The 20,318-nt window shown below is 70.6% G+C and carries 16 protein-coding genes; 12 read left to right on the top strand and 4 right to left on the bottom strand.

The window, feature by feature from the left end; translation table 11 throughout:
* Positions 1-78: 78 nt before the first annotated feature.
* Entirely contained in the window at positions 79-1,221 is a 1,143-nt protein-coding gene (locus tag AB7V09_RS05360; RefSeq protein ID WP_419143146.1) for a glycosyltransferase family 4 protein, read from the top strand.
* Positions 1,222-1,275: 54 nt separating this feature from the next.
* On the opposite strand, the gene AB7V09_RS05355 is transcribed toward AB7V09_RS05360, so the two are convergent.
* The gene (locus tag AB7V09_RS05355; RefSeq protein ID WP_004565203.1) at positions 1,276-2,025 is read right to left on the bottom strand and encodes an IclR family transcriptional regulator; all 750 of its coding nucleotides are present in this window, start codon (positions 2,023-2,025) and stop codon (positions 1,276-1,278) included.
* 202 nt (positions 2,026-2,227) lie between these two features.
* On the opposite strand from AB7V09_RS05355, the gene leuC reads away from it, so the two are divergent.
* The 7 genes from leuC to AB7V09_RS05320 all read left to right on the top strand — a co-directional run bounded on the left by leuC (position 2,228) and on the right by AB7V09_RS05320 (position 10,315).
* A complete protein-coding gene (gene leuC / locus AB7V09_RS05350) occupies positions 2,228-3,721 on the top strand; it encodes a 3-isopropylmalate dehydratase large subunit (protein WP_009405579.1) in 1,494 nt (497 codons plus the stop codon).
* A gap of 81 nt (positions 3,722-3,802) precedes the next feature.
* Positions 3,803-4,456 (top strand): 3-isopropylmalate dehydratase small subunit, encoded by a 654-nt coding sequence (leuD, locus tag AB7V09_RS05345; protein WP_004565201.1) that lies wholly within the window; start codon positions 3,803-3,805, stop codon positions 4,454-4,456.
* Positions 4,457-4,701: 245 nt separating this feature from the next.
* Positions 4,702-6,024, top strand: coding sequence for a UDP-N-acetylglucosamine 1-carboxyvinyltransferase (gene murA / locus AB7V09_RS05340; RefSeq protein WP_009747258.1), 1,323 nt, complete (start codon positions 4,702-4,704; stop codon positions 6,022-6,024).
* Positions 6,025-6,147: 123 nt separating this feature from the next.
* Positions 6,148-6,915 (top strand): lysophospholipid acyltransferase family protein, encoded by a 768-nt coding sequence (locus tag AB7V09_RS05335; protein ID WP_075415032.1) that lies wholly within the window; start codon positions 6,148-6,150, stop codon positions 6,913-6,915.
* Positions 6,912-7,967, top strand: coding sequence for an NAD(P)H-dependent glycerol-3-phosphate dehydrogenase (locus AB7V09_RS05330; RefSeq protein WP_314177881.1), 1,056 nt, complete (start codon positions 6,912-6,914; stop codon positions 7,965-7,967). The genes AB7V09_RS05335 and AB7V09_RS05330 overlap by 4 nt, the downstream gene beginning before the upstream one ends.
* An 85-nt stretch (positions 7,968-8,052) precedes the next feature.
* Positions 8,053-9,219: a D-alanine--D-alanine ligase family protein gene (locus tag AB7V09_RS05325; protein WP_043537613.1), complete on the top strand. Its 1,167-nt coding sequence runs from the start codon at positions 8,053-8,055 to the stop codon at positions 9,217-9,219.
* A complete protein-coding gene (locus AB7V09_RS05320) occupies positions 9,206-10,315 on the top strand; it encodes a thiamine-phosphate kinase (protein WP_419143145.1) in 1,110 nt (369 codons plus the stop codon). Before AB7V09_RS05325 ends, AB7V09_RS05320 begins: the two co-directional genes overlap by 14 nt.
* A 96-nt stretch (positions 10,316-10,411) precedes the next feature.
* On the opposite strand, the gene rpmB is transcribed toward AB7V09_RS05320, so the two are convergent.
* Complete coding sequence (gene rpmB, locus AB7V09_RS05315) at positions 10,412-10,603, bottom strand: 50S ribosomal protein L28 (protein ID WP_004565195.1); 192 nt, start codon at positions 10,601-10,603, stop codon at positions 10,412-10,414.
* A gap of 516 nt (positions 10,604-11,119) precedes the next feature.
* Between rpmB and AB7V09_RS05310 the strand changes: the two genes are divergently transcribed.
* Both AB7V09_RS05310 and AB7V09_RS05305 read left to right on the top strand, forming a co-directional pair.
* A complete protein-coding gene (locus tag AB7V09_RS05310; RefSeq protein WP_419143144.1) occupies positions 11,120-13,072 on the top strand; it encodes a DAK2 domain-containing protein in 1,953 nt (650 codons plus the stop codon).
* A gap of 165 nt (positions 13,073-13,237) precedes the next feature.
* A complete protein-coding gene (locus AB7V09_RS05305) occupies positions 13,238-15,496 on the top strand; it encodes an ATP-dependent DNA helicase RecG (protein WP_419143201.1) in 2,259 nt (752 codons plus the stop codon).
* 34 nt (positions 15,497-15,530) lie between these two features.
* On the opposite strand, the gene rsmD is transcribed toward AB7V09_RS05305, so the two are convergent.
* Together rsmD and AB7V09_RS05295 are read right to left on the bottom strand one after the other, a co-directional pair.
* Positions 15,531-16,091, bottom strand: a complete 561-nt coding sequence (rsmD, locus tag AB7V09_RS05300) for a 16S rRNA (guanine(966)-N(2))-methyltransferase RsmD (protein WP_419143143.1) — start codon at positions 16,089-16,091, stop codon at positions 15,531-15,533.
* Positions 16,092-16,144: 53 nt separating this feature from the next.
* Positions 16,145-16,813 (bottom strand): class II aldolase/adducin family protein, encoded by a 669-nt coding sequence (locus AB7V09_RS05295; RefSeq protein WP_419143142.1) that lies wholly within the window; start codon positions 16,811-16,813, stop codon positions 16,145-16,147.
* Between the two features lie 208 nt (positions 16,814-17,021).
* On the opposite strand from AB7V09_RS05295, the gene AB7V09_RS05290 reads away from it, so the two are divergent.
* Complete coding sequence (locus AB7V09_RS05290; RefSeq protein ID WP_419143141.1) at positions 17,022-18,797, top strand: L-fucose isomerase; 1,776 nt, start codon at positions 17,022-17,024, stop codon at positions 18,795-18,797.
* Positions 18,798-18,809: 12 nt separating this feature from the next.
* Positions 18,810-20,279, top strand: coding sequence for a rhamnulokinase (locus tag AB7V09_RS05285; protein WP_419143140.1), 1,470 nt, complete (start codon positions 18,810-18,812; stop codon positions 20,277-20,279).
* The last annotated feature ends 39 nt before the right edge of the window (positions 20,280-20,318 follow it).

The following is a 20,318-nucleotide window of genomic DNA, read 5'->3' as shown; positions in this document are numbered from 1 at the left end:
TCTGCCGACGAGAGTCTGCGAGGCGTGAGGTACCTGTCAGCGGCTTGCGCCGAAGAAGGACGTGGCAGACTTGAAGCCATGCGCGTCCTCATCGTCTCCGACTGCTATGCGCCCAGGCTGGGCGGCATCGAGACTCAGGTGCGGGATCTCGCCCGCAACCTGAAGTTGGCCGGCCATGAGCCTGCCGTCGTCACCGCCACGCCGGTCGGTGACGGTCGTGGCCGCAGCGTCGAAAGGGTCGATGGTTTCCCCGTCTACCGCACCACCGCGCATCTGCCCAGTGAGCTGCCCGTTCATCCTCGAGCCGGCCGCGAGCTCGACGACCTCCTGTCCCGCCTGCGCCCCGACGTCGTTCACGCCCACGTCGGCGTCGTCTCACCCTTCGCCTGGTCCGGCATCGCCGCCGCCCGGCGAGCGCGGCTCCCGCTGGCCGTCACCTTCCACTGCGTCCTGGGATCCTGGGCGCGCGTGGCCGGAGCGCTGGGGCCCGTCAGCCCCGTGCGGCTGTGGCAGCGCGGCGGCGCCGACCTGACGGCCGTGTCCTCCATGCTCGCCGCCCAGGTCCGCCGCGCCGGCGCTGGCGACCCCGTCACCGTTCTGCCCAATGGCATCACCGTCGAGGACTGGCGCCTGGAGCGCCCTGGTCCCCAGGAGCGACGGCCTCACCGGCCGGTGACGGTCGTGGCCTCTCTGCGATGGGTTGAGCGCAAGCGCCCCCTGCAGGTCGTGCGCGCCTTCGCTCAGGCGGTCAGGAGCACCCCCGGCACCGATGCGATCCTCAAGATCTACGGGGATGGCCCGCTGCGTGAGCGACTCACCCGGGAGGTTGCCGAGTCCGGCCTGGCCGACCGCATCGAGCTCGTGGGTCGTGTCGAGCGCACTGAGCTCGCCCAGGCCTTCACACGCGCAGACATCTACCTGCAGACCTCGCCCGCCGAGTCCTTCGGTATCTCCACCCTGGAGGCCCGCAGTGCGGGGCTGGCCGTCGTCGCTCTGCGCTCCAGCGGGGTGCGCGACTTCATCACCGACGGCGTCGATGGCCTTCTTGCCGACGATGACGCCGGTCTGGTCCGTGAGCTCGCCAGCCTCCTGGGGGACGACGAGCTGCTCGAGCGCATCAAGACCCACAACTATGAGAACGTCCCCTTGCCCGAGTGGGGCACTGTGGTGCAGATGCACGTCGATACCTACCAGCGCGCCATCGCCCTGGTCGGTGCCTGAGGGGCGGTGGGGTGCCGCAGTCACCGCGAGGGTGGGAATGAGGTGCGACCTCCGTCAGACGGTACTGGTGTCGGTGAGCACCTCGGAGAGCCGACGCGCCGCGGCCATGACCACGTGTCCGTGAACCCGGCCGGGCTGACGCCCCATCCGCTCGATGGGTCCTGAGATCGAGATCGCGGCCACGACCTTGCCTCCGGGACCGCGTACCGGCGCCGAGACGGAGGCGACCCCGGGCTCGCGCTCCCCAACTGACTGAGCCCACCCCCGACGTCGGACCGCTGAGAGCATGGTGGCGGTGAAGCGGGCCCCCACCAGGCCCCGGTGCAGGCGGTCAGGCTCCTCCCAGGCGAGAAGCACCTGGGCGGCCGAGCCGCCCTGCATGGACATGGTGGCGCCCACGGGAATGGAGTCACGCAGCCCGATCGGGCGCTCGGCATTGGCCACGCAGATGCGCACGTCCCCCTGGCGGCGGTAGAGCTGCGCCGACTCGTGGGTCTTGTCGCGCAGAGCCGCCAGCACCGGCCCGGCGGCGGACAGGAGATGGTCCTCTCCTGCGGCGCTGGCCAGCTCGGTGAGCCTGGGGCCCAGAATGAAGCGTCCCTGGGAGTCGCGGGTGACCAGGCGGTGGAACTCCAGGGCGACCGCGATGCGGTGAGCCGTGGGGCGGGCCAGGTGCGTGGTGGACACCAGCTGGGCCAAGGTCGCCGGCCCCGACTCCAGTGCGCTCATCACCAGGGCCGCCTTGTCGATGACGCCGACGCCGCTGCTGTCGTTCTCCGGGGAGTTCTCTGAGGGGCTGTCCATAATCTGATACTGGCATTTCAAGGTATGAGATTTCAAGTTAGGGTCCGCCAGGGAGGCGGCGCAGTGTCAGCATCCTGCAGGCCAAGGCCATGGCCTCGGATGCGGCGCGGCCGCCTCGTGCGGTCTGCGCGAGTCAGTGGCGTCGTCGGGCGCTGCTGAGTGCGGGCGGATCGGGAACACTGTTGCTGAGAGGATGAAGTCGATGGGAATGACTCTCGCCGAGAAGGTCTGGCGCGATCATGTGGTGTCCAAGGGTAGCGATGGCGCCCCCGACCTGCTGTACATCGACCTTCACCTGGTCCACGAGGTCACCAGTCCCCAGGCCTTCGAGGGGCTGCGACTGGCCGGACGCCCGGTGCGTCGTCCCGACCTGACGATCGCCACCGAGGACCACAACACCCCCACTGTGGACATCGACCTGCCGATCGCCGACGTCACCAGCCGCGCTCAGATCGAGACCCTGCGTGCCAACTGCGCCGAGTTCGGGGTACGGCTGCACTCCCTGGGGGACGCCGACCAGGGGATCGTCCACGCCGTCGGTCCGCAGCTGGGCCTGACCCAGCCCGGCATGACCGTGGTCTGCGGCGACTCCCACACCTCCACTCACGGCGCCTTCGGGGCCCTCGCCTTCGGTATCGGTACCTCCCAGGTCGAGCACGTCCTGGCCACCCAGACCCTGCCCATCGCCCCCTTCAAGACGATGAGCGTCACCATTGACGGGGACCTGCCCTCGGGCAGCGGGGCCAAGGACATCATCCTGGCCATCATCGCCAAGATCGGTACCAACGGCGCCCAGGGGCACGTCATTGAGTACCGCGGGCGGGCCATCGAGCAGCTCTCGATGGAGGCCCGGATGACGATCTGCAACATGAGCATCGAGGGTGGGGCCCGGGCTGGCATGATCGCCCCGGATCAGACCACCTTCGACTACCTCAAGGGCCGTCCTCACGCCCCCGTCGGCGAGGACTGGGACGCCGCCGTGGAGTACTGGTCCAGCCTGCGCACCGATCCCGACGCCGTCTTCGACACCGAGGTGGTGCTGCAGGCCGAGGACATCGAGCCCTTCGTCACCTGGGGAACCAATCCCGGACAGGGCCTGCCGCTGTCCGCGCGGGTCCCCGACCCCGAGGACATCGCCGACGCCACCGAGCGGCTGGCCGCCGAACGGGCCCTGGAGTACATGGACCTCGTTCCGGGAACGCCTCTGCGCGACATCAAGGTCGACACCGTCTTCATCGGCTCGTGCACCAACGGCCGTATCGAGGACCTGCGGGCCGCCGCCGAGGTGGTGCGCGGGCGCAAGAAGGCCGAGGGGCTGCGCATGCTCGTGGTGCCGGCCTCGGCCCGAGTGCGTCTGCAGGCCGAGGCCGAGGGCCTGGACCGGGTCTTCACGAGCTTCGGTGCCGAGTGGCGCAACGCCGGTTGCTCCATGTGCCTGGCCATGAACCCCGACAAGCTCTCCTCCGGGGAGCGGGCGGCCTCCACCTCCAACCGCAACTTCGAGGGGCGTCAAGGAAAGGGTGGACGAACCCACCTCGTCTCGCCCGTCGTCGCCGCGGCCACCGCCGTGCGCGGGGCGCTGTCGGCCCCGGGAGACCTGCCGCCGCGTCCCGAGGCCACGCAGGACTCGGGCGATATCCCGACGGTCCCGGCGATTGCGCCGGTCTCCGCCGCGCCTGAGGCAACCGTCCAGTAGGGGCCGGCGCGCAGGAGATGAAGGCATACAGGCGAGGACAGGCCCGGTAGGGGCCGAGTAGAGGCAAGGAGCTCAACGACCGTGGACAAGTTCATCCGACACACCGGCATCGGCGCCCCGTTGCGGCGCAGCGCCGTCGACACCGACCAGATCATCCCGGCGGTGTATCTCAAGCGCATCACCCGCACGGGCTTCGACGACGCCCTGTTCGCCTCCTGGCGGGCCGGTGAGCCCGACTTCATCCTCAACCAGGAGGCCTACAAGCGGGCATCGGTGCTCGTCGCCGGTCCCGACTTCGGCACGGGCTCCTCGCGGGAGCATGCCGTGTGGGCGCTCAAGGACTACGGCTTCAAGGTCGTCCTGGCCCCCCGCTTCGCCGACATCTTCCGCGGCAACGCCGGCAAGCAGGGGCTGGTGGCCGGCGTGGTCTCCCAGGAGGACTGCGAGCAGCTGTGGAAGATCCTCGAGACTGAGCCGGGCACCGAGGTGACGGTGGACCTGGAGAACCGCACGGTCGAGGCCGGTTCCTTCCGGTGTGCCTTCTCCATCGACGACTACGTCCGCTGGATTCTCATGGAGGGACTCGACGACATCTCCCTGACCCTCACCCAGGAAGACGCCATCCGCGCCTACGAGGAGGCCCGCCCGGCCTTCAAGCCGCGCACCCTGCCGGCCAAGCACCTGCCGGCCCAGGAGGTCGTCTCGGCGCGGGCCGCGGATATGCCCCGGCCCTGAGCAGGACCGGAAGGCTCGAAGTCGGCGCGCGGAAGAGCTCCCCCTCCGAGTTTCATCGGTATTGGCACGGCGTTGGTTGGGATTAATCGGCACTTTCTGTGAGTCGAAGGCCACCTGATACGGCCCTGAAAAAGGTCCTGGGAGCCCCTTCGGTGCGCTTATGCTGGGACGGCCTCGCGCGCCTGCGCGGGGATGGGTGAGCGGCTCACGCGCGCGGCACGCCCAGATGACGCATGGAGGTGTGCATGGTCGACGGTCTGCTCCAGGTCGAGGGTGGTCGCCCGCTGACTGGTGAGATCACCGTCCGCGGAGCCAAGAACCTGGTTCCCAAGGCGATGGTGGCGGCGCTGCTGGGGTCGACTCCCTCAGTGCTGCGCAACGTCCCGCTCATTCGTGACGTCGACGTGGTCTCGGGGCTGCTGAGCCTGCACGGAGTGAGCATCGACTACGACCAGCGCGAAGGCATCCTCCAGCTGGACCCGTCCAAGGTCGAGTCGGCCCACATGGCCGACATTGACGCGCACGCCGGCTCCTCGCGCATCCCGATCCTCTTCTGCGGTCCGCTCCTGCACCGCCTGGGGGAGGCCTTCATCCCCGACCTGGGCGGGTGCCGCATCGGTGACCGCCCCATCGACTTCCACCTGGAGATCCTGCGCCAGTTCGGCGCCGCGGTCGACAAGCAGGCCCAGGGCATCCGGCTCACCGCGCCACACGGTCTCAAGGGCACCGTCATCGAGCTTCCCTACCCCTCGGTCGGAGCCACCGAGCAGACCCTGCTCACCGCTGTGCGCGCGCACGGACTGACCGAGCTGCGCAATGCCGCCGTCGAGCCCGAGATCATGGACCTGGTCGACGTCCTGCAGAAGATGGGCGCCATCATCTCGGTGGACACCGACCGCACCATCCACGTCGAGGGCGTCGACGAGCTGTGCGGCTACACCCACTCGGCCCTGCCGGACCGCATCGAGGCCGCCTCCTGGGCCTCGGCCGCCCTGGCCACTCGCGGGGACGTGTTCGTGCGTGGAGCCCACCAGAGCCACATGACCACCTTCCTCAACACCTTCCGCAAGGTGGGGGGCGCCTTCGACGTCACCGATGAGGGCATCCGCTTCTACCACCCCGGCGGTGACCTGAAGTCGATCGTGGTGGAGACCAACGTCCACCCCGGCTTCATGACCGACTGGCAGCAGCCCCTCGTCGTTGCGCTCACCCAGGCCCAGGGCCTGTCCATCGTCCACGAGACCGTCTACGAGAACCGCTTCGGCTTCACCGGTGCCCTGTGCAAGATGGGGGCCACCATCCAGGTCTACCGCGAGTGCCTGGGCGGCACCGAGTGCCGCTTCGGCCAGCGCAACTTCTACCACTCCGCGGTCATCTCCGGGCCCACGCCGCTGACCGGTGCCGACATCGTCGTGCCCGACCTGCGCGGCGGCTTCTCCCACCTCATCGCGGCCCTGACCGCCGAGGGCACCAGCCGGGTCGAGGGCGTCAACCTCATCGACCGCGGCTACGAGCACTTCATGTCCAAGCTGGAGTCCCTCAACGCCGCCGTCACCCGCCTGGCCTGAGGCGGGCCGGTCCCTGCCCGAGGATTCGCGAGGCCAGAGCCGTGCGGGCCGCGGGCTCGGCTCGGACGGCCGCGTTCACCGCGCTGAAGCCGATAGAGTTCACCCGTGCCTGCAACACGTCCCATGACCCCGTTCTACCGCTTCGCCGCGCGCGGGGCGATCATCCCGTTCCTCAAGATGGTCTCCCGGCAGTCGGTGAGCGGCCTGGAGAACATCCCCCGCGAGGGCGGCTTCATCGCCGTGGCGAACCACCTGACCGACCTCGACTCGCTCACGGCCATGCGAGCCCTGGTCGATGCTGATGTCCCCGTCTACTCGCTGGCCAAGTCCACCCTGTTCAAGGTACCGGTGCTCGGCTCCATCCTGCGGGCCGGCGGCCAGATCCCGGTCCAGCGGGGCACCCAGAACGCGGCCACGGCCCTCAAGGCCGCCAGTGAGGTCCTGGCCGACGGCGGCGCCATCATGATCTTCCCCGAGGGCACGCTCTCCCGAGACCCCCTCAAGTGGCCGATGGTGGCCAAGACCGGGGCGGCCCGGCTGGCCATGACCAGTGGCGCCCCCGTCCTGCCCATGGGGCAGTGGGGGGCCCACGAGATCCTGGACACCTACGGGCGTTCCTTCCACCCCTTCCCCCGCAAGGACGTGCGCGTCACCATCGGTGAGCTCATGGACCTGTCCCGCTTCGGGCAGGACACCCAGGACCGCGAGGCCGTGCGCGCCTGCACCGCCGAGATCATGCGGGCCATCACTGCCCTGGTTGAGGAGCTTCGCGGGGAGAAGGCCCCCCGCCCCTTCGACATGCACTACGACGGCGACCCCGGCAAGGGGAAGATCGGTGTGCGCCGCCCCGACCCGCTGCCCGAGGCGGATACTCAGGAGGAGGACCAGTGAGCGGCGTCGATCCCGCAACGAGTGCGCCGCTGCGCCCGGCCGCGGCCGTCATCGGCTCAGGAGCCTGGGGCACCACCTTCGCCAGCCTCCTGGCCCAGGCCGGCACTCCCACGACGATCTGGGCCCGGCGCCGGGAGGTGGCCGAGGAGATCAACGCCGGCACCAACGAGCGCTACGTCCCCGGTCACCGCCTGCCGCAGGGCCTGAAGGCAACCACCGATCTGGCCCAGGCCGTCACGGGGGCGAGCATCGTCGTCGTGGCCGTGCCCTCCCAGGAGGCCCGGAGGGTCCTGGAGCCCCTCAGGGGCGCTCTGGCCGACGACGCCGTGGCCGTCTCCCTCATGAAGGGCATCGAGCTGGGTACCGGGCTGCGCATGAGCGAGGTCCTGGCCGAGGCCCTGGGTATCGACTCCTCCCGCGTCGTGGTCGTCTCCGGCCCCAACCTCGCCGACGAGATCGCTGCGGGCCAGCCCACCGCCACCGTCGTGGCCGCCGACGACGAGCAGGTCGCCGCCCGGATCGCCTCACTGTGCGCCACCGGCACCTTCCGTCCCTACACCAACACCGACGTCCTGGGCGTCGAGCTGTGCGGGGCGGTCAAGAACGTCATCGCCCTGGCCGTCGGCGCGGCCGCGGGCCGGGGCCTGGGGGACAACTCCAAGGCCACGATCATTACCCGGGGCCTGGTGGAGATCACCCGGCTGGGCCTCAAGCTCGGGGCTCGCCCGGAGACCTTCTCCGGGCTGGCCGGCATGGGGGACCTGGTGGCCACCTGCTCCTCGCCCTTGAGCCGCAACCAGACCTTCGGCCGCCACCTCGGCGAGGGGATGAGCGTGGCCGAGGCCGCTGCGGCCTCCCGGGGCGTGGCCGAGGGCGCCAAGTCGGCCCGTGCCGTCCTGGACCTGGCCCGGGCCCACGGCGTGGACATGCCCATCACCGCCGGGGTCGTCACCGTCGTCGAGGGCGCCGCCAGCGTTGCGCAGGTCACTGACGCGCTGTTGGCTCGTCCCCGCAAGTCCGAGGGCGTGCACGCGGCACCGTCGCAGGCCTAGCCTCCCAGGGGTGTGGAGGCCTGCTTTATCCCGGGTTCGTTGTGCATTATCAGCATGTCGGGCGCAGCGCGGTAGCGTGGGACCTATGACAGCCCTCCAGGAAACCGGCCCCTCCGTGCCCAGTTCTGACAAGTCCACCCTGCGTGTTGCCGTCGTCTTCGGCGGACGCAGCGGTGAGCACACGATCTCCTGCGCCACCGCCGCCGGTGTCCTGTCAGCCATCGACCGCGACCGCTACGAGGTCCTTCCGGTGGGCATCACCCCCGAGGGCCAGTGGCTGCTCGTCGAGGATGATCCGGCAGCCCTCGAGCTCAGCGATAACCGCCCCCCGGTGACCATCACCGCCGAGGGCCTGGGACGCGGGAGGCTCACCGCACCCCTGGGAGGCGGCGAGCTCACGGTGCTCGGCCCCACGGGGCCTGAGATCCTGGGGCGGGTCGACGTCGTCCTGCCGCTGCTGCACGGGCCCTACGGCGAGGACGGGACCATCCAGGGCATGCTGGAGATGATGGGCATTCCCTACGTCGGCTGCGGGGTGCTGGCCAGTGCCGCGGGCATGGACAAGCAGGTCACCAAGGTGCTCCTGGGGGCCGCGGGCATCGCCACGGCGCCGCACGTCGTCGTCGGCCCCCATGCCTGGAAGCGCGACCCCGAGGCGATCCTGGAGGCCTGCCGGTCCCTGACCTACCCCCTGTTCGTCAAGCCCGCCCGCGCCGGCTCCTCCCTGGGCATCAGCAAGGTCGACCGCCCCGAGGACCTGGCCGGGGCCATCGAGGCGGCCCGCGCGGTCGACCCCAAGGTCCTCGTGGAGAGCGGCATCGTGGGACGCGAGGTCGAGGTCGCCGTCCTTCAGGGCCGCGGCGACGACGCCCCCCGGGTGGCCGAGCCCGGCGAGATCGCCATGGACGCCTCCCAGGGCGCAGGCGAGTTCTACGACTACGAGACCAAGTACCTTGCGCACGACGCCGTGGCCATGGTGTGCCCGGCGCGCATCGGCCCCGAGGCGCGCGATCTCCTCATGGACACCGCCGCCCGGGCCTTCGAGGCGCTCGGCTGCGAGGGACTGGCCCGGGTCGACTTCTTCCTCACCGATGCCGGTGAGGCAGTCGTCAACGAGATCAACACGATGCCCGGATTCACCCCCTTCTCCATGTACCCCTACATGTGGCAGGTCTCCGGCCTGGGCTATACCGAGCTGGTCTCCGAGCTCATCGAGCTGGCCGTGGCCCGCTCCACCGATGTCAACCGCTGAGCCGGCCCCGGCCGGCGCAGAGGCAGCGGGGCAGGGCGCACGGGTCGGTGACCTCAGCGAGGAGGAGCTCCTCGCCGTCATCACCCCCCTCCTGCCCCGCGGCCCGCAGACCCCCGTCGGCACGGGGGACGACTGCGCGGTCCTGTCCTTCCCCGACTCGCGCACGGCCGTGAGCACCGACGTCCTGGTCGAAGGGCGCCACTTCCGTACCGACTGGTCCACGGGCCGCGACGTCGGGGCCAGGGCCGCGGCCCAGAACCTGGCCGACGCCGCCGCCATGGGGGCCAGGCCCGTCGCGCTCGTCGTCGGCCTGGTCATGCCCGCGTCCACCCCGGTCGGCTGGGTACGGGACTTCGCCCGAGGACTGGCCCAGGGCTGTGAGCCCTGCGGGGCGGGCGTCGTGGGCGGTGACCTCAGTGGCGGTGACTCGCTGATCGTGTCCGTCACGGTCCTGGGCGACCTCGAGGGCAGAGCCCCGGTTCTGCGAAGCGGAGCCCGGCCCGGCGACGCCGTGGTGCACGTCGGAACCCTGGGGCGCAGCGCAGCGGGACTCGCCCTGCTCAGTGCGGGCTCTGACTGCGCATCAGGTTCGGGAGCCGTGGTTCATTCAGGTCAGGAGCATCCACAGGCGTGGGCCTGCATCGAGGCCTTCCGCGCCCCCGCCCCGCCCCTGGCTGCGGGCCGCGACCTGGCACGGGCCGGCGCCACCTCCATGCTGGACGTCTCCGACGGGCTGCTGCGGGATGCCGGTCGGATCGCCCGTGCCAGCGGCGTCGTCATCGACCTCGACGATCCTGGCGACCTGCCGGACGCGTCCTTCCTCGAGCCGGTGGCTGCGCTCGTGGGCGGCTGTGACGGATCGGCCGCTCACGCCCTGGCCCGCAGCTGGCTGCTCACCGGGGGAGAGGACCACGGACTGCTTGCCACCGTCCCGGCACACGCACTTGATCGGCTGCCCGCCGGCGCCCGGGTGATCGGCCGGGTCCTGAGCCCGCAGTCCTCACCGGCCCGGGTGCTGGGGCACCGACCGGGTGTCCTGCTGGCAGGAGAGCCCGCGCAGGAGCACACCGGATGGGACCACTTCTCCCACACATGACGGGCCGTCACCCGTTGAGGGACACGGGGTACGACAAAGGCCGCCGACTGCTTGCGCAGCGGCGGCCTCGTGCTCGAAGGACTCGAGATGATGCGCTCAGATGTTGCGCGTCACCTTCCCGGCCTTGAGGCAGGACGTGCACACGTTGAGGCGCTTGGGGGCGCCGCCCACGAGAGCACGCACACGCTGGATGTTGGGGTTCCACCGGCGGTTGGTCCGCACGTGGGAGTGCGAGACGCTCTTGCCGAAGATGGGGCCCTTGCCGCAAACGTCGCACACAGCAGCCACGGTCTCACTCCTGATCTTCAATGCTTCAACGCTCAGGCTGATGCCTGGCGCCAGGTCTTACCGCCCAGGCGCGGGCGCCGGGCAACCCGAACACAATAGCGGACCCGTGTGCGGCGCCCCAAGCCGCCTTGGCGTGCGTTCGGGCACATGCTGCTCTGCGTGGTGTCCGGGGAGTAGGGTGACATGAGTTCAAGATGTGCTGCATCTCACTACCTGTAGGTCGTGTGTCCTGGGCGGGTGTGGTGGTAGCGGCCTGACCAGCGCTCCGGTGGTCCGAGTGTCCCTTCGGTTTCGCGTCTCCCAGGGCGCGGTCCGTGCGCGGGCGCCTCGCTCCGGTGGGAGGAATGTGCCTGGGACGGTACTCTAAAACCACATATCAAACCGAAGGCTCGGCCCAGCCATGAACCAGGCTCGCTGAACGCCTGCACATATGCAGATCATGCAATGGAACAGAAGGTGTTCGTAGCGTGACACACATGGTGTGCTGGTCGTAGCCAGGACCCAGGGGAGGCGAAGATGTCGCAGTCTCAAGGACACCGCCCCGTTACCCCTGTCTCAGGGACCCGTGTGCTGCAGGGGGCCGCAGTGCGGCGCTGGATCGCGCTGGCGGAGATCGTTGCCGATCAGACCCGGGATCTGGTTGATGTGCTCAATGTCTTCCCCGTGCCGGACGCGGATACTGGAACCAACGTCCTACTCACCCTGCGCTCGGCCTCCGACGCCCTCCACCGACTGGGCCGGGCCGCTGATGCCGCCCAGGTGGCCCGCGCTGCAGCCGACGGCGCCGTCCGGGGAGCCCGAGGGAACTCGGGTCTTCTGATCTCCCAGGCCCTGGCCGCCTTCGCGGACGTCTGCGCCGAGGCCCCCGACCCCACCGGCCTGCGTCCCGTCGAGCTTGTCCACGTCTACGAGGCCATGGCGGACACCACCTGGGCCGCGGTCTCACGCCCGGTCTCGGGGACCCTGCTGTCAGTCGCCCGGGACGCGGCCACGGCGGCCCGCTCCGCCCTGGAGGAGGCGACGGCGAGCTCGCCCGCCACCCTGAGCCTCATCGCCTCCGCTGCCGCCTTCGGCGCCCAGGAGTCCGTTGTGGAGACCGCGGGCCTCGGGCACGGCCCGGTGGATGCCGGGGGAGCGGCCTTCATGCTGCTGCTGACCTGCCTGTCGGACACCATCGACGCGATGCAGGACGCCGGCCGCGGGACGACTGAGGACCCAGAGCTGCGCCAGGGCCACGAGGACGCTGACGAGCACGCCCCCTACACCGCCGTCGCCCGTCAGATGCTCACCGACCTGGCCGCCGGCGGGGTTCCGCACAGCGTCGGTCCCGAGCCCCTGGGCATGTCCACCGGCGAGTTCGAGGTGATGTACCTGCTGGAGGCGACCGCGGTCCAGGCCGGTCAGCTGCGCCGGGATCTGGAGCGCATCGGCGACTCCGTGGGCGTCGTCGGCACCCCGGACGCCCTGGGGGTGGGCCTCTACCAGGTCCACGTCCACACCGACACCCCGCGTGCCGCACTGCCGCACGCGGGCCGTGCCCGGCAGATCTGCATCCACCACCTCCACCCCACAGCCCTGGTGAGCCCCACGGACGAGCCGCCCTCTCCGTGGGAGGCGTTCGACTCCGACCCCACGGGGCACGTGGTCTCCTTCGAGCGTCTGGCTGCGCGCCGGGCCGAGCGCAAGGCGCAGTCGGTGCGCATGCACCCCTCCCAGGCGGCCGCCCCCCGTACCGCACCGGCGCAGGCCCCGCATCTGGCCGTGCGCTCACGGCAGTCCGGCGTCGGCGTCATCGCCTGTACCCGGGCTCCCGGGCTCATCGAGCAGCTCGCCCGCTCCGACGCCGCCGTCGTCCTCAACCCGGACCGGGAGGGGATCGCCCGCGCCGCAGCGGACCTGGGGTCCTCCCAGGTCATCGTGCTGCCCTGTGACGCCGCCTGCACCGAGGCGGCCCACGATGCCGCCCGCTTCCTGGCGGCCCGCTCCGCCGTCTCCACCGTCCGCCCTCCGGTGGGTACCACCCGAAAGATGGGCGCCGCTCGAGAGACCGCCCGCGCCGGGGTGGCCTCGGAGCGCTATGAGGCCGAGGGCATTCAGCTCCTCGTGTGCGACACCGACGACGAGGCCCGGGTCCTGGCCGCCGCGGTGGCCCTGGCCGGCAGGGGCGAGGAGGCAGAGCTGGCCGAGCTGGCCCGCCGCGCCTGGAGCGCCGCCGCGGGGTTGCGCACCATCGCCCTCAACGGAGCCCAGGCCGACGGTGAGGCCGTGGCTCGCGCCGTGGCCTCGGCGCTGCGGCCCTCCGATGAGCTGCTCACCGTCATCACCGGTCGCAATGCCGGCCGGGACGTCGGTGCCCTGGCCGCCAGCGCGGCGGTGGGGGCCCGGGGTCACGTGGTCGGCGAGGACGTGGAGGTCGCTGTTCATGCCGGCGGCCAGGAGCACCCCGACGTCCTCATCGCCATCGAGTAGCCCTCTCTGCGCGCTGCCATGCCCCGAGGTCGCCCGCATATGCAAGCGCCTCGGGTCTTGAAGGGCTCCCAGGCTCCTTCGTCATAGGGTGGGGCCGTGTCCGGCTCGTCTGATCGCTCAACCCGCACGCCCCGTCCCGGTAGCGTCGGCCTGCTCGAGCGGCCTGTGACCCGGCTCGTGGGCAAGCGCACGGCCGCACAGCTCGCCAAGCAGGGGGTGGAGACCGGCGCGGACCTGCTGCGCCTGCTGCCCCGGCGCTACGACACCTGGGGGGAGCTGACCGACATGCGCACCCTCGTCGAGGGTGAGCAAGCCACCATCCAGGCCCAGGTCGTGCGCGCCTCCTCCCGGCGCACCCGCTCCGGACGGGTCCCGGCCCTCATGGAGGCCACCGTCACCGACGGCGCCTCCACCATGGACCTCGTCCAGTTCGGTGCGGCCGGCCAGATGCGCGCCCGAGCCGCCCAGCTGGCCCCCGGAACCACCGTCCTGCTCAGCGGCAAGGTGGGACTCCACCGCGGACGCAAGCAGCTGTCCAACCCGCGCCTGTACGTCCTCGACGAGCTCGATGAGGACGAGCGCGAGGCCCTGCTGGCCCGACCCATGCCCATCTACCCCGGCACGGAGGCCCTCCCGTCCTGGCTGGTGGCCAAGGCAGTGCGCAGCGTCCTGGACCAGCTGGAACCGGGCGACGTCGCCGACCCCCTCCCCGAGGAACTGCGGCGCGAGGCGGAGCTGGTCGACGCCTACACCGCCTACCGCTGGGTGCACCGGCCCGAGGACTCCGGGCAGTGGAAAGCCGCCCGGAAACGGCTGCGCCACGAGGAGGCCCTCATCCTGCAGGTCGCCCTGGCCCAGCGCCGAGCCCATCATGAGGCGACCCGCACCGCGGTCGCCTGGCCCGTACCGGAGGCGGAGGGCTCCCTGAGAGCGGACCTCGACGCCCGCCTGCCCTACGACCTGACCGCCGGGCAGAAGCGGGTCGGTCAGGAGATCTCCACCGACCTGGCCCGCACCGTTCCCATGCAGCGCCTTCTTCAGGGCGACGTGGGAAGCGGCAAGACTCTCGTGGCCCTGCGTGCCATGCTCCAGGTGGTCGGAGGCGGCGGGCAGGCCGCCCTCCTGGCCCCCACCGAGGTCCTCGCCGCCCAGCACCACTCCTCACTGGAGGCCGTCCTGGGGCCCATGGCCCGCCTCGGGATGCTCGGCGGCGCCGAACGCGCCACCCGCGTCCACCTGCTGACCGGCTCCACCCCCGCCGCTCAGCGCCGTCGGATCCTCACTGAGCTGGCCGCCGGCGAGCCGGCGATCGTCGTGGGTACCCACGCCCTGCTGTCCGACACGGTGCAGATCCCCTTCCTCGGCCTGGTCGTCGTCGACGAGCAGCACCGCTTCGGTGTTGCCCAGCGCGACGCCCTGCGCGAGCGCGGCGGTCTGACCGACCCGGCCACTGGGCAGACCCACACGCCCCACCTCCTGGTCATGACGGCCACCCCGATCCCGCGGACCATCGCCATGACGGTCTTCGGGGACCTGGCCACCTCCGTCCTGGACGAGCTGCCCGCTGGGCGCAGCGCCGTACCCACCCACCTCGTCCCGTGGTCGCGCACCTCCTGGGTGGAGGGCATCTGGCGGCGCGCCGCCAAGGAGGTCGCCTCCGGAGGGAGGGTCTACGTCGTGTGCCCACGGATCGAGGTCGACGACGAGCCCCGGCAGGCGCTGATGGACGGCGCGGCGGCTGTCGAGACCGATGACGGGCCGAAGCAGGAGGCGCTCGCGGAGGAAGGGGACGGCTCGCATCCCGACCGCCCGCTGGCCGCCGTCGAGGACTGGAGGCAGCGGCTGGCCGGCGAGCCCGCTCTGGGGGGCATCGGCGTCGGGGTTCTCACTGGACGCATGAGTGGCGAGGACAAGGCAGCCGCCATGGCCGACTTCGCCTCGGGCAACACCCCGGTCCTGGTGTCCACCACTGTCATCGAGGTGGGGGTGGACGTGCCTGAGGCCTCCATGATGGTCATCCTGGACGCCGAGCGCTTCGGACTGTCCCAGCTCCACCAGCTGCGCGGGCGGGTCGGGCGCGGCAGCAGACCGTCCCTGTGCGTGGCGGTCACCGGTGCGGAGGTCGGCTCCACCGCCTTCCACCGGCTCAAGGCCTTCGCCTCCACCACGGACGGATTCGCGCTGGCCGAGGCCGACCTCGAGCTGCGCAGCGAAGGTGACGTCCTGGGGGCCTCGCAGTCGGGGCGCACCTCCGGGCTGGACCTGCTGCGCGTGACCCGCGATGCCCGCCTCATCGCCACCGCGAGGCGTCAGGCCGAGCGGATCGTGGCCGCCGATCCTCAGCTGAGCGACCACCGGGCCCTGGCCGCAGCGATCGTCGAGCGCCTCGATGAGGAGTCCCAGGCCTTCCTCGAAAGAGCCTGAGGCACCAGGGTGAGGGCCGAGGAGCGTCTCCGGCTCAGGCCGGCTCGGCGAACCAGACCGTGGTCTCGCCGTACCGCTTGTCCGCGAAGCGCTCCAGCCCCGCCGGCCAGGTGGGTTCCGGTGAGCGCGTCGAACGCTCGACGACGACGACGGCGCGCGGCGCCAGCCACGGATCCTCGCTGCGGATCAGGGCAGTGAGGATCGCGGTGAGCTCCTCCTCGCTCAGCTCGTAGGGAGGATCGATCAGCACCAGGTCCGCCGGAGCGCCCGCCGGGCCGGCCAGGAAGGCGGCCGCCTTCGCGGTCACCGCCGATACCCCACTCAGGCCCAGTGAGTGGATGTTGCGTCGGCAGGTCTGCGACGCACCGCGCGAGGAGTCCACGAGCGTGACCTCGTCGGCTCCCCGGCTCGCGGCCTCCAGGCCCAGGGCGCCGGAACCTGCGCACAGATCCAGCACCCGGGCGCCGTCGAGCACCCCGTAGTGGTCCAGGCGGGCGAAAAGAGCCTCGCGGACGCGCTCGGAGGTGGGGCGCGTCCCGGACCGGGGCACCTCGATCCTGCGTCCGCCCACGGTTCCAGCCACGATCCTCGTCATGGGGAAGACCCTACCCGGCCGGCAGGCCGCGTCCTCTGTGGCCGCGGCGGCGCTCAGCCCTCCTCGGCCGGGGCGTGCTGACCGTAGCCGGTGTCCCGGATCTTGCACGCGACCGCCTCGATCTGCTCGTCGGTGAGGAGCTTGGGGGTGCCGACGGCGAGCGTGCGCAGATAGAGCTCGCAGACCCACTCCAGCTCCTGGGCCAGGACATAGGTGGAGGCCAGGTCCGGGCCGGTCACCACGGATCCGTGGTTGCTCATGAGGGCCGCGGTGCGTCCCTCGAGGGCCTTGGAGACGTTGGCGGCCAGCTCGGGGGAGCCGTAGATGGCGTAGTCGGCCACCCGCACGTCGCTGCCGCCGAACATGCAGATGTAGTAGTGCACGGCCGGGAGCGCGCTCACGCCCTCGAGGCTGGCCACGGTAGTGGCCGCATAGGAGTGGGTGTGCACGACCGACATCTGTCCGGTCGCCCGCAGCGCGGTCAGGTGCAGGTCCAGCTCGCTGGCGGGTTTGAGCGGCCCCTCGACCTGCTTGCCGGTGGCGTACTCGACCACGGCGACCAGGTCGGGGCGCATCTCCTGGTAGGGCAGCCCCGAGGGGGTGATGGCGACCAGGTCCCCCTCCCGAACGGACAGGTTGCCGGCGGTGCCGACGACCAGGCCGTCGTCGGACAGGTGGGAGCAGGCGTCGGCGATCTGCTGTCGAGCGTCGTTGAGAAGCATGATGGGCTCTTTCCCCGGGGCGTACCGCTGCGCGCCCCGTTGCGTCAGAAGTGGTACCGAGGCATCGTCTCATGTTGGCGCTCTCATGTCTACGATTTCGCGTTTCTGTTTTCATGCTTGACATGACCGCTCGGTCGGAGTCATCCTATGTTTGCGCTCACATCGATGTGGGTCCTGGTCATCGTCGCCCAGTGAAAGGAAACTTGCCATGTCCGCTGCGTCCTACCCCGCCATCGGAATCCGTCCCCTCATCGACGGACGTCGTCGTGGCGTGAGGGAGTCCCTCGAGGACAAGACCGCTCAGCTGGCCAAGGATGTCGCCGAGCTCATCTCCTCGCGCCTGACCTACCCCGACGGCAGCCCAGTGCGCTGCGTCGTCTCCGAGACCGCGATCGGGGGCGTGGCCGAGGCCAACCGTTGCAAGGAGCAGTTCCGCACCGAGAACGTGTGTGCCGACCTGACCGTCACCGCCTCCTGGAACTACATCACCGAGGTCCTCGACCTCGACCCCTCCATCCCGCACGCCATCTGGGGCTTCAACGGCACTGAGCGCCCCGGGGCCGTGACCCTGGCCGCCGCGGCCGCCGCCTACAACATGCTGGGCATTCCCTGTTTCGGCATCTACGGCCACGACGTGCAGGACGCCAACGACTCGGGCCTGACCGACGACGTCGTCGAGAACATCCTGCGCTACGTGCGCGCCGCCCTGGGGGTCGGCCTCATGAAGGGGCGCAGCTACCTCTCGATCGGGACCGTCTCCATGGGGATCGCCGGCTGCCGCGTCCCCGAGCAGTTCTTCGTCGACTACCTGGGCATGCGCGCCGAGTACATCGACATGATCGAGATCGACCGCCGTATCGCGCACGGCATCTACGACCACCAGGAGTACGAGACCGCCCTGGCCTGGGCCCGGGAGCACCTCACCATCGGGGAGAACCGCAACCCGGAGGCCAACCGCTTCACCCAGGAGGAGTACGACGAGCAGTTCGACTACTGCATCAAGATGCTCCTCATCGGACGCGACCTCATGGAGGGCAACCCCGCCCTGGCCGAGCTGGGCTTCGTCGAGGAGGCCGAGGGCCACGACGCCATCGCGGCGGGCTTCCAGGGGCAGCGTCAGTGGACGGACTACAAGCCCAACGGCGACATCCTCGAGACCTTCCTCAACACCACCTTCGACTGGAACGGCAAGCGGCCCGAGAAGGTCTTCGCCACGGAGGGCGACGCCGGCAACGCCGTGGCCATGCTCTTCAACTCCGTCCTGACCCACCGTCCTCAGCTCTTCAGTGACGTGCGCACCTACTGGAGCCCCGAGGCCGTTGAGCGGGTCACCGGTTACAAGCTCGAGGGGCGCGCCGAGAACGGCTTCATCGACCTGCGCAACTCCGGGGCCACCACCCTCAACGCCACCGGCCAGGAGAAGGACGCCGAGGGCAACCCCATCATCAAGCACTGGTGGGAGATCACCGAGGCGGACATCGAGGCGGATTTGAAGGCCTCCACTTTCCATGCCGCCACCCGCGAGTACTTCCCCGGAGGCGGCTTCTCCACGCACTTCACCACCGCCGGCAACATGCCCGTCACTGCGACCCGCCTGAACTTCGTGGCCGGCCAGGGGCCGGTCCTCCAGATCTCCGAGGGCTGGACCGTGGAGCTGCCCGACGACGTGCGTGACCAGATCGTTAACCGCACCGACCCGACCTGGCCGACGACCTTCTTCGTCCCGCGCCTGACCGGCCAGGGCGCCTTCACCTCTGTCTACGACTGGATGGCCAACTGGGGTGCCAACCACACGGCCACCGGCTACGGGCACTTCGGTGCCGACCTCATCACCCTGGCCTCGATGCTGCGCATCCCCGTCTACATGCACAACGTCGAGCGCGAGAGGATCCTGCGCCCCAAGGCCTGGGTGCCCTTCGGTACCGCCGAGCCCGAGAGCGCTGACTTCCGGGCCTGCGCCACCTTCGGTCCTCTCTACCGCTGACGGAGTGCCGCCATGACGAGCACCGGCGAGCACCACGCCCTTGCCCTCGACCTCGGCTCCAGCTCTGTGCGAGCGGTCCTGGGGACCTACCGGCAGGGGGTCATCAGCACCGAGGAGGTCTTCCGCCTCCACCACCAGGCGGTGGACGACCACGGCACCCTCACCTGGGACCTCGAGCGCATCATGGATGGTGTTCGTCGGAGCATCGCCATGGCGACGCAGCGCCTGGGGCGGGCCCCCGACTCCATCGGCATCGACACCTGGGGGGTCGACTACGGCCTGCTCGACGCCCACGGAGAGCTGCTGCGCGACCCGCGTGCCTACCGGGACCGGCGCATGGCCCGCTGGGCCGCGGACCTGGACCGGGCCCTCCCTGTGGAGGCCGCCTGGCGGGAGACCGGCATCCTGCCCCAGCAGATCAACACGGTCTACCAGCTCTACGCGGACCTGAGGCAGGAGCCCGACCTCATCGATCGCGTGGATCGCTTCCTGCCCCTGCCCGACCTCGTGGCCCATCTGCTCGGAGCCCCCGCGCAGGCGGGGCGGGCGATCGCCTCGACCACCGGACTCGCCTCACCCGGGGCGCGCGAGTGGTCCGCTCGCGTGCTCCAGGCCGCCGGGATTCCCGAGGGGTGGATGCCCCCGCTCGTCGATGACGCCACGGTGGCCGGGACGACCCCGGAGGGGATCACCATTGTGCGTCCCGGCGGGCACGACACCGCCTGCGCCGTCCATGCCCTCGGTCTGGCCGGTCACGAGGTGCGCCTGTTCATCTCCTCAGGATCCTGGAGCCTCATCGGAGCCGCGGTTCCCAGCCCCGTCCTGGATGAAGCGGCGCTGCGGGCCGGACTGACCAACGAGGTCCGCACCGACGGAGGTATCCGCCTGCTGCGCAACCTCACCGGCTTCTGGCTGCTCCAGGAGTGCCAGCGAGCCTGGAACGAGCCCGACACCGGTGCGCTGGTCGAGGCGGCGGGAGGCTGCGCCTCCCTCGGCGTCGTCATCGACCCCGACGACGAGCTCTTCGCCAGTCCCGGCGACATGCCGGACAAGATCGCCCAGTGGTGCCGCAGTCACTACAAGGTGGCTCCCGAGGGGCCGGCGCAGACGGTCCGGCTCATCCTCGAGTCGCTCTCCTGCGCCCACGCCGCCTACGCCCAGGGACTGCAGGACGTCGTCGGCGACCAGCTGGACCCGGCGGCACCGATCCACCTGGTGGGAGGCGGGGCCCGCAACAGCCTCCTGCCGGCCATGACGGCGGCGGCCTGCCACCGCCAGGTCATCGTGGGCACACCGGAGGCCAGTGCCCTGGGCAACATCCTCGCCCAGCTCGAGGCCGCCGAGGTCCTCGACCCCGGCGCGCGCGGCGAGGTGCTGCGCCGCAGCATCGGCTCCGTGGAGGTCGAGGCCTCCGGGGCCATCGCCGATCCCGGCGCCTTCGACGCCATGCGGGAACGGCTGGGCAACGCCACCGCCGACTGACCACTTGGCACGTCGAGCGCAACCACACATTGAACTGAA

It is taken from the genome of Actinomyces sp. SKVG-SVH-4(1) (assembly GCF_048514265.1).
GTDB lineage: Bacteria > Actinomycetota > Actinomycetes > Actinomycetales > Actinomycetaceae > Actinomyces > Actinomyces oris.
Note: the sequence above shows the minus strand (reverse complement) of the source record. Positions and strands in the feature narration are given on the sequence as shown.

Excerpts from the sequence above, each read along its gene's own strand:
- AB7V09_RS05360 (WP_419143146.1), top strand. The coding sequence starts at position 79 with ATGCGCGTCCTCATCGTCTCCGACTGCTATGCGCCCAGGCTGGGCGGC.
- AB7V09_RS05355 (WP_004565203.1), bottom strand. The coding sequence starts at position 2,025 with ATGGACAGCCCCTCAGAGAACTCCCCGGAGAACGACAGCAGCGGCGTC.
- leuC (WP_009405579.1), top strand. The coding sequence starts at position 2,228 with ATGGGAATGACTCTCGCCGAGAAGGTCTGGCGCGATCATGTGGTGTCC.
- murA (WP_009747258.1), top strand. The coding sequence starts at position 4,702 with ATGGTCGACGGTCTGCTCCAGGTCGAGGGTGGTCGCCCGCTGACTGGT.
- AB7V09_RS05335 (WP_075415032.1), top strand. The coding sequence starts at position 6,148 with ATGACCCCGTTCTACCGCTTCGCCGCGCGCGGGGCGATCATCCCGTTC.
- AB7V09_RS05325 (WP_043537613.1), top strand. The coding sequence starts at position 8,053 with ATGACAGCCCTCCAGGAAACCGGCCCCTCCGTGCCCAGTTCTGACAAG.
- AB7V09_RS05320 (WP_419143145.1), top strand. The coding sequence starts at position 9,206 with ATGTCAACCGCTGAGCCGGCCCCGGCCGGCGCAGAGGCAGCGGGGCAG.
- AB7V09_RS05310 (WP_419143144.1), top strand. The coding sequence starts at position 11,120 with ATGTCGCAGTCTCAAGGACACCGCCCCGTTACCCCTGTCTCAGGGACC.
- rsmD (WP_419143143.1), bottom strand. The coding sequence starts at position 16,091 with ATGACGAGGATCGTGGCTGGAACCGTGGGCGGACGCAGGATCGAGGTG.
- AB7V09_RS05295 (WP_419143142.1), bottom strand. The coding sequence starts at position 16,813 with ATGCTTCTCAACGACGCTCGACAGCAGATCGCCGACGCCTGCTCCCAC.
- AB7V09_RS05290 (WP_419143141.1), top strand. The coding sequence starts at position 17,022 with ATGTCCGCTGCGTCCTACCCCGCCATCGGAATCCGTCCCCTCATCGAC.
- AB7V09_RS05285 (WP_419143140.1), top strand. The coding sequence starts at position 18,810 with ATGACGAGCACCGGCGAGCACCACGCCCTTGCCCTCGACCTCGGCTCC.